This is a genomic window from Pseudonocardia kunmingensis, assembly GCF_006716445.1.
GTDB classification, from domain to species: Bacteria; Actinomycetota; Actinomycetes; order Mycobacteriales; family Pseudonocardiaceae; genus Pseudonocardia; species Pseudonocardia kunmingensis.
Window position 1 is genome coordinate 158,281 of the sequence record NZ_VFPA01000003.1, and the last position, 14,204, is coordinate 172,484.

Here is a 14,204-nt window from a genome sequence, read left to right on the forward strand (position 1 = left end):
CCGATGCCACTGGGACATTACTGGGGACATCACCGGGGGACCTCATCGCAAGGGACCGGCGGCGTGCGCCGTTCGTCGCGCGCAGGCGGCACCGGGCGCCGCGCGCCGAGGTGTCCGCCGGACGCCGCCCGCGCCCGTGCGAAGCTGCATCGGCACGCCAGGGCGCAGCTTTGTGATCCGCCGCACACTGCGCTGGGCAGGATGGCCCGAGCCGTCCAGGGTGCGGACGGCGCCGCCGCGGGGCGTCCGAACGATGGGGGGAGGAGAGCCGATGGCCGGACGTGGCACTGACCCGTCCGGGGGCAGCGGCACCACGACCGACGAGAGCGGCGCCGCCCGCCCGATCGGGCGCGCGGACGCCACGGGCCCGCTCCCGGTCACCCTCCCGGCCGACGCCACGGGCCCGCTGCCGGCCGATATGGACCTGCGGGAGGAACCCGGTCCGGAGGCCGCCGAACGGACCGCGGACGGACCCGCTGCACCGGCCGGCCCGGCGGTCGCGCACCGCCCCGAGGACGAACCGGACCTGCCGCCCGGTCCGATCGCGCCGCCGACCGTGGGGCTCCCCCTGATCGCCGACGACCCGGTCGAGCCGTCCGCGTACGTCCCCCGCTCGCCGGCCGAGGCGGCCCCGACCACGGGCATCCCCACCATCCCGGCGCCTGCGGACGGGGCGCCGACCGCCGGGCTCCCCTCCGTCCCGGCGGCCGCTCCCCCGCCCCCGGAGCCCGCCGACCTCTTCGACCCGGGCCCGCCCCACCCCGGCCCCGATCCGCACGGCCGCGCCGTGCTCGACCCGGGCGCGAGCGCGTCCCACGGCGCCGCGGACCTGTTCAACCCGGACCTCGCCCACCCCGGCCCGCCACCGCCAGCGCCACCACCACCGCCGCCACCGCCGGGAGCCGGCCCAGCGAGCCTGTTCGACCCCGGGCCCGCGGGCGGCCCGCCGTGGCCGCCCCCGGCGGGCGCACCGCAGGGCGGGCCCCCGCCGGCGGGCGCGGCCGCTCCGGCGCCGTCCGTGTTCACGCCCGCGGTGACGCAGGCCGACGCGACCGGCCCGATGCCGGCGCTGCACGCGCGGTCGGGGCAGGTCCCCGCCGTCGCACCCACGGGCCGGATCCCGGCGGCCCCGCCTGCGGGGACCGTTCCCCCACCCGCCACCGGCGCGCTCCCCCGGACGCCGCGCGAGACGCCGCACGCCGGACCCCAGCACACCGGCACGCAGCACACCGGCACCCGGGCCCCCGCGGAGATCCGGCCGCCCGGGGAGCAGGCCGAGCCGGGCACCGGCGCCACGACCGACCCGGATCCGGCCGCCACCACCACCGCCACCGCGGCATCGGAGGGTTCCGGCGCGTGGGCGTTCACGACCGGCGAGCGTCCGGGCGGCCGCGGTACGCAGTCCTGGCCCCCTCCCAGCCCGGAAGGCAAGGCCCACTCCGGCACGGACACCGGCACCGGGCAGGCCGTCGCCGGTGCGGCGCCGCGCCGCAGGCGCAGGGCCTGGCCGCTGACGCTCGTCGGCATCCTCGTCGCGATCGTCGCGGGCGTGGCGCTGACGCTGTGGCTGGCCCGCACGCAGCCCGGGGAGCTCGTCACCGCGGCCGCCACCGAGGCGGAGGGGTGGAGCGGCGCGCGCTACCAGGGCACGGTGGCCGCTCTCGACGGAGGAGAGATCCGCTTCGACCTCACGGTCACCGCGGCCGGCACCCGGGGCAGCCTGTCGCGGAACGGCGGGAGCGCCACCGCGGAGCTCGTCCGGGACGCCTCGGGCACCCTGCTGCGCGGGAACAAGGAGTGGTGGCTCTACCACCACGCAGCCCGCGCCGACGACCTCGCCGACGTCTGGGTGGCCGATCCGCTCACCGAGATCCAGGAGATCGACCCGGTCCTGCAACTGCACCCGCACGCACTCGCCGCAGACCTGCGACCGGACGGGCAGCCCCGGCCGTGGGAGGCGCTCGAGCGGCTGCAGGTCGACGGGCAGGACGCCCTCGTGCTCGTCGACGGCGACCGCCGGGTGGCCGTGGCCGCCGCCCCGCCGCACCCGCCGCTCGCCCTCGACGTCGGCCCCGCCGACGGACGCGCACCCGTGCGGGTGTCCGGCGTCCCGCCCGAGGAGGCGGGCACCGTCGACGGGGCCGCGGCCTCGATCCGCGCCGCGGAGGCGCCGAAGTCGCTCGCGCAGCGGCTGCAGGAACGGCCGCAGGTCGCGATCGCGCTGGAGCCCGAGACGCGCTGCGTCACCGAGACCTGCACCGTGACGATCACGGTGACCAACTCCGGCACCTCGCCCGCGCGCGGCAAGGTCGAGGTCTCCGCCGACGGCACGATCGTCGCCACGCACCCGCTGGACGTGCCGCCCGGGCAGGCCGCGACCTTCACCGCCGCCGCCCCCAACCCCCAGTTCACCACCCCGGGCGCCACGGGCCGGATCATCTGGGCGGCGCGGGCCGTCGACGACTGAGCAACCCGCAGCCCGGGCCCGCGGTCCTCAGGGGTGATCCGGTTCGACGAGCGCGGCCCGCCGCATCCAGCGCATCTACTCCGTTTCGGACGTCGTCCAGCAGCGCGACGCGGTGCTCGCGCAGCTCCGTGCGCGCCCGGGCGAGCGGGTGCTGAACGTGGGATCGGGCCCGCCTTCCTCGTGTCGCTGGCCGACGCCGCGGGCCGGTCGGCGCTGTGCACGGGCTCGACCCGAGCGGCCCGATGGACGTGGTTGCCCGAGGCTGGCCGCCCGGCGGCACGACATCAATGCCCGGTCCGACCTGCGCGAGTGCGGCCCGAGGACGACTGCCTGTGCAGGGTCAACCAATACTGCTTCCTCGCCGTGGCGAAGTAGGGCCGGATCCCGAGGCGCCCACCTTCTCGAACACCGCGCGCACCTCCCCTGGTTCGGCGCCGCCCGCCAGGATCAGGCTCAGCAGTACCCGCGCCTTCGGTGCGTCCAGGAACTCCGCGGAGATCAGCCCGCTGGCGAGCAGATCCCGTTCGGCGCCGGGAAACCCGTAGGTTGTCCGGAGCAACTCGCCACTTCCCGCGCGCGACGCCAGCACCACCGGGATGTGGGTCGCCGACTCTGCCAGCACCGGCGCGACCGCCCCGGGGACATGGCCGCCGCCGAACCCGGCGATGACCAGGCCGGCGTACCCGAGTCGCTCCAACTCGGGGACCAGCCGGGCGTCATCACCGATGACGGAGGTCAGCAGGGCCACCGGCGGTATCGGACCCGGGACGGGCAACTCTCCGATGCCCAGGGACGGAACGCGGAACGCGATGTGCGGTCGGCCCTCGACGAGCCAGCCCACCGGCCCCACCGTGCCCGACCGGAAGGTGGCCGGGCTCGCCGTCGCGGTCTTGCGCACGAACCGCGCCGCGTGGACCTCGTCGTTCGCGACGACGAGCACACCCATCCGGGAGGCCTGCGGGCACGCCGCGACCTGCACGGCGGCGAGGAGGTTCGCGGGACCGTCAGCTCCTGGGAGGGTGGGGTTGCGCATCGCCCCGGTGACGACCACCGGCTGCGGCCCCGGGAGGAGCAAGTCGAGCGCGAAGGCCGTCTCCTCAATGGTGTCCGTGCCCTGCGTGACGACGATCCCGTCGGCGCCGCCCGCGAGGCGCCGGCCGATCTCGACTGCCAGCTCGGCCACGTCGGTCAACGTCAGGTCGCCGGAGGGCACCTGCCGGAACGACGCCGTCTCGATCGCGGCCACGTCGCGCAGCTGCGGCACGGCCGCGACGAGATCGTCCGGCGACAGCCTCGGTGTGACCCCACCGGTGCCCGCGGACGCGATCGTGCCGCCCATGGCCAGGACGGCGACCTTCACAGCTGGGCGATCGCTTCGGGCCGTACGGGGATCCGCACGAGATCGACCCCGCAGGCGTCGCGGACGGCCGCGACGATCGCGGGCGGGCACGACAGGAGGGACGGCTCACCCACCCCGGTCAGGCCGTACGGCGAGTCGTCGCGCGGGATCTCCAGGACGTCCAGGCGGATTGCGGGCATGTCGAGCGCTGTAGGGATGAGGTAGTCGGTGAGGGACGGGTTGCGGATCCGCCCGTCAGCCACCTGCACCTCCTCCATCAGCGCCAACCCGAGCCCCTGGGCGATCCCGCCGTGCATCTGCCCGGCGACCGCGTCCGGGTTGATCGCCTTCCCGACATCCTGAGCGCACGCGATCTCGACGACCCGGACCAGGCCGAGATCGACGTCCACGTCGACGATCGCGCGGTGCGCGGCGAACGCGAAGGCGACGTGCCCGTCACCCTGGCCGGTCTCGGGGTCCAGCGGGAAAGTCTGCCGGTGCCGGAACTCCCGGGTCTCGTCTACGGCGGTGTCGCCGAGCACGGCGGCCACGGGGATCTCCCCGTTACCGGTGACCACCGTTCCCCCCGGCTCGAGCCGCAACGACTCCGCGGGTTCACCCGTGGCAGCGGCCGCCATCTCGAGCACCCGCTGCCGCACCGCGACGCATGCGGCCCTGACGGCGCCGCCGGAGATCCACGTCTGGCGAGACGCCGAGGACGTGCCCGCGTCGCCGACGTCCGTGTCGGCCGGGAGCACGACGACGGAATCGATGCCCAGTTCCGTCCGCACGATCTGGCCCTGCACGGTGACGAGTCCCTGGCCGACCTCGGCAGCCGCGGTGTGCACCTGCGCGACCGGCACTCCCCCGCTGACCGACAGCCGCACGCGCGCTGTGCCGTAGTCGTCGTAGCCGAGCGACTTGCACACGTTCTTGACCGACACCCCGTACCCGATGCCCCGCCGGACGCCCTCACCGCGCGTCGTGCCGCCCGTGCCGCCGGGGCGCCGATCGTCGTCCTCGGCCGGCACCGGTGCGTCCCGCACCCGGGAGAGGAGCTCCGCAACCGGCGCCGGCCCGTCGATCCGCTGCCCGGTGGCCATCGCGCTGCCGGTGTGGACGGCGTTGCGCTGCCGCAGGTCCACCGGGTGCATGCCGAGCGCGGTGGCCAGCTTGTCCATCTGCGACTCGTATCCGAAGCAGGTCTGCACGGCTCCGAAGCCGCGCATCGCGCCGCACGGCGGGTTGTTGGTGTAGACGGCGTAGCTGTCGACGTGCACGTTCGGCACCTCGTAGGGGCCCACGGCGAAGCACCCCGCGTTCCCTGCCACAGCGCGGGAGGTGGAGGCGTACGCGCCGCCGTCGAGCAGGATCCGGGCCCGCACGTAGACGAGGCGCCCGTCGCGGGTGGCGCCGTGCTCGTACTCCATCCAGGCGGGATGGCGGTGCACGTGCCCGACGAACGACTCCTCGCGGTCGTAGACCATCTTCACCGGGCGTCCGGTGTGCAGCGCGAGCAGGCACGCGTGCGCCTGGACCGACAGGTCCTCCTTCCCGCCGAACGCGCCGCCGACCCCCGAGAGGACGAGGCGCACCTTCTCCGTGGGCAGCCCGAGGACGCCGGCGAGCTGGTCCTGGTCGATGTGCAGCCACTGCGTGGAGCAGTACAGCTCGACGCCGCCGTCCTCGACGGGCAGCGCGAGGCACGACTCGGGGCCGAGGAACGCCTGGTCCTGCATCCCGACCTCGTACCGCCCGCGGACTACGACCTCGGCCACGGGATCCGGCTCGCCCTTGCGGATCGGGCGGTGCGCCACGACGTTTCCGTTCTCGTGCAGCCGGGGCCCGGCACCGCTCAGCGCGGCCTCGGGGTCCAGCAGCGGGTCGAGCACCTCGTAGTCCACGGCCACGGCGGCAGCCGCACGCCGCGCCACGTCGGGATGGTCCGCCGCCACGACCGCGACCGGCTCCCCCAGGAAGCGGACGACATCGTCGGCGAGCACCGGCTGGTCGCGCGTCTCGAGCCCGAACCGGTTGCGGCCGGGGACGTCGCGGGCTGTCAGGACGCCGCGTACGCCGTCGAGGGCACCGGCGACGCTCGTACTGATGGTGCGGATGCGCGCGTGCGGGTGCGGGCTGCGGACCGTCGCGGCCCAGAGCATCCCCTCGGCGTGCAGGTCCGAGGAGTAGGCGAACTCCCCGCGCACCTTCGGCACGCCATCGGGTCGCCGGGGGCTGCTGCCGACGGTGTCCCGCAGGACCTCAGGAGCGGCCGTCACAACGCCCCCACCCGCGTCGCCGCCAGCCGTACGGCGTCGATGATCTTCTCGTAGCCGGTGCACCGGCAGAGATTCCCCGCGAGCGCTTCCCGGATCGTCGCGTCGTCCGGCTCAGGAGTGCGGGCCAGCAGGTCGTGCACCGCGACGACCAACCCGGGCGTGCAGAAGCCGCATTGCACCGCACCCGCTTCGAGGAACGCCTCCTGGACGGGATGCAGGTCCTCCCCGTCGGCGAGTCCCTCGACCGTCACGACCTCGCGGCCCTCGGCCTGCCCGGCGGCGACGAGGCAGGAACACACCGCGGCGCCGTCGAGGTAGATCGTGCAGGAACCGCACTCGCCCTGCTCGCACGCGTTCTTCGCGCCGGGCAGACCCATGTGCTCCCGGAGGGCGAACAGCAGGCTCTCGGCACCGCAGAGCCCGTCCACCTCGCGGTGCTCACCGTTGACCATGCAGTTCAGGCGCACATGTCCCTCCGGTACTCGTTCCACGTCCAGGTCAGTGATCGGGCGGCCAGCACCGCTACCGCCCGCCTGCGGTAGGCGGCGGTCGCGCGCACGTCGTCGATCGGTGCGCAGGATTCGGCCACGAGAGCGCCGAACCGAGCCGCCACACCCGGGTCGACCGGCCCCCGGTCCCAGTCCAGGGCCGCTGCGGCGAACTCTTCTGCGGAGCGCGCCCGCGCCGGTCGTGGGCCTGCGGCGCCGAACGCGACTCGAACCGCTCGTCCCGGGGCGTCCACGGCCGTGGCGACGGCGGCGACCGCGATCACCATCGCGTTTCGCGGGCCCACCTTCGCGAAGTGCTGCGGCCCTCGCCGCACCGGCACTCGCACCTCCGCCACCAGCTCGTCGGGCGCCAGCAGGCTGGTCTTCGGGCCGGTGCAGAACTCCTCGACGCTCACGGTCCGGCGACCTCGCACCGACACGAGTTCCACCTCGCCACCCGTCGCGACGAGTGGCGGCAGCGCGTCGCCCGCGGGTGAGGCCGTACCGAGGTTGCCACCCAGGGTCCCGCGATTGCGGATCTGCGCGGAACCGATCGTCCGCGCCGCCGCTGCGAGCGCCGGCACCTGCTCGCCGATCTCGCCAACGATCCGGGTGAACGGCACGCCCGCGCCGATCCGGAACCCGTCCCCCTCGCGGGACCACTCCGCCAGCTCCGCCACCCCGCTGAGGTCGAGTAGCGCGGCTGGCCGCTCCCGGCGGAGATTGAGCTGCACGAGCAGGTCGGTGCCACCCGCGAGCGGAACCGCATCGGGCTGCTCCGCCCGCATCGCGCACGCCTCGGCGAGGGAGCCGGGCCGCAGGAATCGAACCACGCCGTCAGCTCGACGTTCCGGCGGGCGCGATGCCCGCCTTCCCGGCCACAGCGGGCTCGCCGTGGCGCTCGTGCAGGAACAACGCAGCGACGAACGACAGCACGCCCACACCGCTCATGTAGAACGCGATGGCCGGCCAGCCGCCCGTCGTGCCCAGCAGGAACGTCGCGATGATCGGCGCGAGGCCGCTGCCCAGCACGGTGCCGAGCGTGTACCCGATGGACAGGCCCGTATAGCGCACCGGCGCGGGGAAGACGTGGGCGAAGAACGCCGGCATGACGCCGTAGTTGGCGGCGTACGGGATGAAGAGGATCACGAACCCGAGCAGCATCAATGCGGTGCTGCCGGCGCCGAGCAGCGGGAACCAGACCCAGCACAATGCGGCCATCCCCACAATTCCGGCGAGGAAGATCCGCTTGCGGTCGTAGCGGTCGGACAGCCAGCCGAAGAACGGGATCGCGAGGATCGTCAGCACGTTGACCGCGGTCACCAGCCCGAGCAGGGTGCTGCGGCCGGTGCCCCGGCCGGTTCCGTACGAGAGCGAGAAGACGGTGCCGACGTAGAACGTGACGCCCGCGGAGAGGTAGGCCAGGCAGACGAGCGCCACGAGCCCGCCATGGCGCCGCAGCACCTCCACCACGGGTGCCTTGCGAACCTCGCCGGACTGCTTCACGGCCTGGAAGTCCGGACTTTCGTCCAGCTTCAGCCTGATCACCAGGCCGAGCACCACCAGCACGGCGCTGAGCAGGAACGGCACTCGCCAGCCCCACGTCCGAAAGGCCTCGTCGGGCAGTTGCGAGACCGCGAGGAACACGAGGTTGGCCAACAGGAGGCCCCAGCCTGCGCCGGTGTTGACCACTGCCCCGAAGAACCCGCGCTTGTTGGTCCCGGCGTGCTCGATGCTCATCAGGACAGCGCCGCCGTACTCGCCCCCGAGGGAGAAGCCTTGGACGAGGCGAAGCAGGACGAGCAGCAACGGCGCCGCGACGCCGATCTGCGCGTACGTCGGCAGGAGCCCGATGGCGAAGGTCGCCGCGCCCATCATCGTCAGCGTGATCACGAGCATCGACTTGCGGCCGATACGGTCGCCGAAGTGTCCGAAGACGGCCCCGCCGATCGGCCGGGCGACGAAGGCGATCGCGAACGTCGAGAGCGCCAGCAACGCGCTGACCAGCGGGTCGAAGTCTGGAAAGAACAACTCGTCGAACAGCAGCGACGCCGCTGTCCCGTAGATGAAGAACTCGTACCACTCGACGGTGCTGCCGACGAGGCTGGCGATCAGGACGCGGCGCGCCTGATCTGTGGACGTTCTCATGGACGAAGCCTCCGGGTGGATGGGACTTCCGCGCGCTCGATGCCGAAGAAGGTCGCGACCATGTCCTGGACGATGCGGTCCTGCAGGCGCAGGTCCGACACGCGGACGAAGTCGTCGCCGAGGAGGTCGCCTTCCTCGGGGACGCCGAACATCACCGTCGGCACGCCTCGCGCCGACGGGCCGCCCGCGTCGAAGGTGCCGCCGTAGGTCGTGTGGGCCGCAGGGCTGCCGCGGTACGCGCCCACCGCGCGTTCCAGCGGTTCGAGCAGGGCAGCGCGATCTGCGGGGAACTCGGCGGGGAGCATGCGAACGCCCGGGCGCACCGTGACCTCGCAATGGTCGTCGAGCCCTTCCAGGGCGCGGCGCAGCTCATCGGCCGTTCCGTCCGGGTCGGTGCCAGGCAGCAACCTGCGGTCCACCGTGATGCGCGCCGACGCGGGCAGGGTGTGCGGGGCGAGCGGCTCGAACACAACCTGGTAGGGCACCGCGTGCTCGTGCCCGAGGCGGGGGTGTACCCGGCGCCGGACGTCTGCGTCGAGCGCGTCGATCCGGTTGAGCACCTGGCGGGCGGTCGCGATGACGCCCCCGCCCGGGGGCGGCGTCGAGGAGTGGCTCGCCCGCCCGGAGACATCGACATGCAGGTCGATCCGCCCGCGGTTGCCCGTCGAGATCGCGAAAGCGGTCGGGAAGAGCTGGATCATCAGGTCCGGCCGGACCGGCAGCGCGTCGAGCAGTGCATTCGAGCAGTCGTGGCTACTGCGCCCCTCGTTGTTGATGCAGAGCAGGAGCGTGCCGTCGAGTTCCGGGTCGCTTCGGGACAGCCACGCGGCGGTGCTCAGCAGGCAGGCCTGGTGCACCTTGTTCTGGGTGATCCCCTGGCCGAACAGGCACGGCTCGTCGATGCCCGGCGGTGTCGCAATCCGCCCGGACCACGGGTCGGCCATGAGGTTGTGGTGCTGCGTCGGCGTGTACGCAACGAGCGCGAGGCACGGCCCGGCACCGGTTCCGAAGCGGACGGCGAACTGGTTGCGCGGCAGGTCGAGGACGTCGCGGCAGCCGACGCCAACGAACCGTGGCCGCAGGTGCTTCTGGACGTAGTCGACCAGGAGCGGGTCGTCCGGCTCGATCAGCGTGTTCGCTCCGGGCGGCACCGCGGACGGGATCCGCGCCAGGTCCACCGCCGACTCCAGCAGGAGGTCGCTCACGGCCGCACCCCGGACACCGCGGCGGAGAAGTGCGGCAGGACCTCGTCGCCGAACGTCTCGACAAGCTCGATCGGCAACGTGTAGTTGCCAACGTGACGCAGGTAGAAACCGGTCGCGCCGACGTCCACCGCACGCCGGATCCTGGAGAGGACCTCCTCGACCGTGCCGAAGAGGCAGAAGGTCTGCGAGAACCGCACCGCCATCTCGTCGGTGACGTAGCGACCCGCCTGGGCGACGGCGAGGTCCCAGTCCTCCGCGTGCACCATGTCCGGGTAGACCTCGGGGACCGCGGGCGGCGGCGGGAGCTCGATGCCCGCCAGCCGGAGGAAGTCCTGCCCGCCGATGCTCGCCATGTGCAGGCAGATGGGTTTGAGGATCGCGGCATCCCGCTCGATGTCCTCGGTGATCTTGCAGAATGCCCCGACGGTGAAAGCGAGGTCCGTGATGTCACGGCCGGCGGCTGCCGCGCCCGCCGCGACCGCGTCCCGGGTACCGGACATCGTCTCGGGTGAGATCCCGGCAAGGGTCAGCACGCCGTCCGCGACCTCACCGGCCATGCGCAGCGAGCGCGGTCCGCTGGCCGCGATGTGCACCGGCACCGGTGACACGGGCGCCCGCAGCTTCGCGCGGCGCTGGCCGTAATCCTGGACCTCGTCGGCGAGCAGCGTGCGCACCATCGCGATGCCGTCGCGCATCTCGGCCAGGCGGCTAGGGCGCATCCCGAGCGGCTTGACCGAGCTGTCGCCCGTGCCGACCCCGAGGAGCACCCGACCGGGCGCGAGCTCGTTCACCGTGTTCGCCGCCGAGGCGACGACGCTCGGGTGTCGGGTGACGAAGTTCGTGACAGCGGACGCGAGGGTGATGTGCTCGGTCGCGGTCGCCGCGAGCGCCATCGTCGCGAAGACGTCACGCCACAGCAGCTGGGAGTCGGCGATCCACGCGACGTCGAAGCCTTTGCGCTCGCTCAGTGCGACGGCGTCCGCGACGGCGCGGGCGGAGCCGCAGGGCGGGAAGCGGACGCCGAAGGCGATCGGCGTGGATGAGAACTCGGTCTGCACGGGTCCATCGACTCCATTCGGGCACGAGGTGGACGGAAGGCTAAGCAGCTGTCTGACATGTGTCAACAGACAGGGTGCTATCGTGCGGTGGTGACCGACGGACTGTCCGAGCCGCTCACGCGGCGGCCCGTGCCCGATGTGATCGCCGAACGCATCACCGCCACGATCGCCAACGGCGCCCTCAAACCCGGCGAACGGCTGCCGTCCGAGCCGGTGCTCGCGAAGCAGCTCAACGTCGGGCGTACGTCCCTGCGGGAGGCGCTGCGCAAGCTCTCGACGCTCGGGATCATCGAGGTCGTTCGGGGCAAGGGGACGTTCGTCTGCGAACCGCCCGCGGACGATCCGACCACCCAGTACGTGAGGTGGAGCCTCGACGAGGGCTTCGCGCTCACCGAACTGCTGGAGGCCCGCATCGGTCTCGAAACCACTGCTGCCGGGCTGGCCTGCACGCGCGCCACCGACGACGAGCTACGCGAGCTGAACCGGCTCCGGATCGCGCACGACGAGGCCCACGAGCACGACCTCGACGCCCTCGTGCACACCGACGAGGCGCTGCACGAAGCGATCATGAACGCATCGCACAACGTCGTACTGATCGGGCTGTACAAGCCGCTCGTGCCCGAGATGGTCGAGTTCCGGCGGCGGACCCTCGCCCTCCCCCACTCCGGCACGCGATCCGACGACCACCGGTTCATGGTCGACGCCATCGCCCGCCGCGCCCCGGTCGCCGCCCGCCAGGCGGTGGCTGAGCACTTGTGGATCTTTTACCAGGAGGTGCGGGCGGTGGCGGCCCCGGGGGACGACATCATTGCGCCGGAGAGCGTGCGCGCGTTCGTTTAGTTGTCGGCGTCGCTGATCGGGGCACGGATCAGCCCGCCGGCGCGCCCGGCTCCAGCACGATCACCTGCTCCGCCGCCGCCTCGACCCGCTCGCGGCTGTAGAGCAGCGGGAAGGCCTCGCCGCGGGCCCAGGGGGCGAAGAGGTCGGTGGCGTGCGGATCGCCCAGCCGCCCCGACTGGCCGGGTGCGTTCATCGCCAGCGACCCGTCCCAGTCGCCCACGTCGACGACGACCCGGAACGTCGAGCCCGCGCTCTGCACGAAGTCCGGGCCGTAGGCGGTGTTGCCGACGGTGTCGCCGCTGCCGCCGCGCGGGAGCGGGCCGGCGACGAGCTGCTCGGGCGGCACGCCGGGCAGCAGTGCCGCGAGCGGGTGGGCCATGCGGCCGACGTGCAGCCGGCCCCAGCTCCAGCCCGCGCGGTCGGGGCCGAGCAGCTGTTCGAGCTCGGCCACCGCCGCGGCCAGCGTGGTGGCGACGGTCTCGGCCAGGAAGCGCTCCGGGTCCGGCCCGAGCCGCTGTCCCGGCGTCTCGAACAGGTCGAGGTCGACGCGGGCGTCGGCGTTCAGCTCGTCGCGGACGGCGATCTGCCGCGCGACGCCCGCCACGGCGTCGGGCGCGACGAGCCGCCCGAGCGCCCGGCGCAGCACGGCGGGCCGCAGGTGGCGGCGGTACCAGACCTCGAACAGCGCAGCGGCGGCCGAGTCGGGTCGCAGGTCCGCGTCCCAACCCTGCAGCAGCGCCAGCCCGTCGACGTCGGGCGGCAGCGGGAGGGTCGCGACGCGGGCGAGGATCCGGCGCGCCGGGATGCTCACGAAGTCGCTCTGCAGCGCCACCATCTCCTGCGGCGTCACCCCCGACGCCGGTGCGAGCACCTCGTCGATCCGCCACCGCCGGTAGGGCGCGTACCAGTCGGAGGTGAGGTGGCGCTCCGGCGGGAAGTCCGCGGGCAGGTTCTGCTCGTTGGCCGTGGCGATGAACCCCTGCGGCGGGTCGACCGAGCCGGGCAGCTCGTCCGCGTCCAGGAAGCCCGCCCACTCGTAGCGGCCGTCCCCGGGCACCGGCAGCGTGCCGTCCCAGTTCGGCCGCACGGGGGTCAACCCGCCCGCCTGCCAGGCGATGGTGCCGCCCGGGTCGGCGTAGACCTGGTTCTCCGGCGGCGCGCCCCACCGGTTCATCGCGGCCTGGAACTCGTCCAGGTCGCGGGCCCGCATGTAGTCCATGCTGCCCAGGTAGGGCGCCATCCCCGGCTCCAGCCAGGCGGCGCGCACGGCGAAGGCGGTGTGCCGGTCCGGGTCCTCGCGGATCACCGGGCCGTGCCGGGTGAACCGCAGCTCGACCTCCACCGGCGTCCCGTCGCGCACGGGGACCGTCTCGCGCTCCACCCGCATCGGCTCCCAGCGGCCCTGGTAGCGGTACTCCAGCGGGTCGTCGGGGTTCGTCTCGTAGACGTAGAGGTCCTCCTGGTCGATCGGGAAGATCGTGAGCCCGAACGCGATGCGGCCGTTGTGGCCGATGGAGATGCCCGGCAGCGCCGGCTCCCCCGCGCCGATGACGTCGAACCCGGGGGCGGACAGGTGGGCCAGGTAGCGCAGTCCCGGCAGCGACCCGGTGGCCCGGTGCGGGTCGTTGGCGAGGATCGGCCGCCCGGTCGCGGTGCGCTCCCCCGCGAGCACCCAGTTGTTGCTGCCCTCCGGGAGCACGCCGGGTGCCGCGGCCGCCCCGAACACCGGCGGCACCGTCGCCAGGTCGTAGACGGCCAGCACGTCGTCCGGGATGACGCCCAGGTCCAGCCCCTCGGGCACCTGCAGCGGCCGCGACGGCTCCCGCCGCTTGCGCAGCTCCTCCACCTCGGCGGGGTGGTCGCGCAGCACCAGCGCCCGCGCGACCTCGTCACGCAGGTTGTAGAACAGCCCGTGGCTGCGGATGCGGGTGACGTCCGACGGTTGCCAGAACGCGGGCTCGTAGCCGAGCTCCCGGAACTCGACGGGCAGCAGCCCCGGGTCCTCCCGCGTCCGCTGCACGAACGCGTTCACGCCCTCGACGAACGCGGTCGCGGCGCGCTTGGTGTCCGAGCCGTAGGCGAGCCAGTCGGCGCGGGTGTCGCCGCGGAAGAGGAACAGCCGCGCGGCCCGGTCGCGCTCGACGTGCTCGGCGCCCAGCACCTCCGAGAGCAGGCCCAGCCCGCGGCGGCGCCAGAAGTCGATCTGCCAGAGCCGGTCGCGCGCCGCATTGAAACCCTGCACGCGGAACGCGTCGTAGGTGCTCGCGGCGTAGACGTGCGGGACGCCCCAGCGGTCGACGACGATCTCGGCGGGCGCGGTGAGCCCGGGCAGCACGAACGACGTCCGGACGGCGGCCATGCACATCCTCCTCGGCAATGC

The 14,204-nt window shown here is 73.5% G+C and carries 10 protein-coding genes; 2 read left to right on the top strand and 8 right to left on the bottom strand.

The features are described 5' to 3' along the window. Positions 1-271: 271 nt before the first annotated feature. Entirely contained in the window at positions 272-2,467 is a 2,196-nt protein-coding gene (locus tag FB558_RS23670; protein WP_142056969.1) for a hypothetical protein, read from the top strand. A 340-nt stretch (positions 2,468-2,807) separates the two neighbouring features. Here FB558_RS23670 and FB558_RS23675 read toward each other — a convergent pair whose 3' ends face one another. Genes FB558_RS23675 through FB558_RS23705 form a run of 7 tightly spaced genes read right to left on the bottom strand, consistent with a single transcriptional unit; the run spans position 2,808 to position 11,050 of the window. Continuing rightward, on the bottom strand, positions 2,808-3,827 hold the full coding sequence (locus tag FB558_RS23675; RefSeq protein WP_142056971.1) for an asparaginase: 1,020 nt from the start codon (positions 3,825-3,827) through the stop codon (positions 2,808-2,810). Continuing rightward, positions 3,824-6,085, bottom strand: a complete 2,262-nt coding sequence (gene pucD, locus FB558_RS23680; RefSeq protein ID WP_142056973.1) for a xanthine dehydrogenase subunit D — start codon at positions 6,083-6,085, stop codon at positions 3,824-3,826. The genes FB558_RS23675 and pucD overlap by 4 nt, the downstream gene beginning before the upstream one ends. After that, a complete protein-coding gene (locus FB558_RS23685) occupies positions 6,082-6,552 on the bottom strand; it encodes a (2Fe-2S)-binding protein (RefSeq protein ID WP_142056975.1) in 471 nt (156 codons plus the stop codon). Before FB558_RS23685 ends, pucD begins: the two co-directional genes overlap by 4 nt. Then, positions 6,543-7,406, bottom strand: a complete 864-nt coding sequence (locus FB558_RS23690) for an FAD binding domain-containing protein (RefSeq protein ID WP_281288671.1) — start codon at positions 7,404-7,406, stop codon at positions 6,543-6,545. Before FB558_RS23690 ends, FB558_RS23685 begins: the two co-directional genes overlap by 10 nt. 4 nt (positions 7,407-7,410) lie before the next feature. After that, positions 7,411-8,721: an MFS transporter gene (locus FB558_RS23695; protein ID WP_142056977.1), complete on the bottom strand. Its 1,311-nt coding sequence runs from the start codon at positions 8,719-8,721 to the stop codon at positions 7,411-7,413. Next, positions 8,718-9,926, bottom strand: a complete 1,209-nt coding sequence (locus tag FB558_RS23700; protein ID WP_142056979.1) for a M20 family metallopeptidase — start codon at positions 9,924-9,926, stop codon at positions 8,718-8,720. The genes FB558_RS23695 and FB558_RS23700 overlap by 4 nt, the downstream gene beginning before the upstream one ends. Further along, positions 9,923-11,050 carry an LLM class flavin-dependent oxidoreductase gene (locus tag FB558_RS23705; RefSeq protein ID WP_211366797.1) on the bottom strand — a complete coding sequence of 376 codons (1,128 nt, stop codon included), beginning with the start codon at positions 11,048-11,050 and terminating at the stop codon, positions 9,923-9,925. Before FB558_RS23705 ends, FB558_RS23700 begins: the two co-directional genes overlap by 4 nt. 24 nt (positions 11,051-11,074) lie before the next feature. Here FB558_RS23705 and FB558_RS23710 point away from each other — a divergent pair, with 24 nt between their 5' ends. Further along, positions 11,075-11,824 carry a FadR/GntR family transcriptional regulator gene (locus FB558_RS23710; protein WP_170231494.1) on the top strand — a complete coding sequence of 250 codons (750 nt, stop codon included), beginning with the start codon at positions 11,075-11,077 and terminating at the stop codon, positions 11,822-11,824. A gap of 28 nt (positions 11,825-11,852) precedes the next feature. Here FB558_RS23710 and FB558_RS23715 read toward each other — a convergent pair whose 3' ends face one another. Continuing rightward, positions 11,853-14,183 carry a penicillin acylase family protein gene (locus FB558_RS23715; protein ID WP_142056983.1) on the bottom strand — a complete coding sequence of 777 codons (2,331 nt, stop codon included), beginning with the start codon at positions 14,181-14,183 and terminating at the stop codon, positions 11,853-11,855. Positions 14,184-14,204 lie beyond the last annotated feature (21 nt).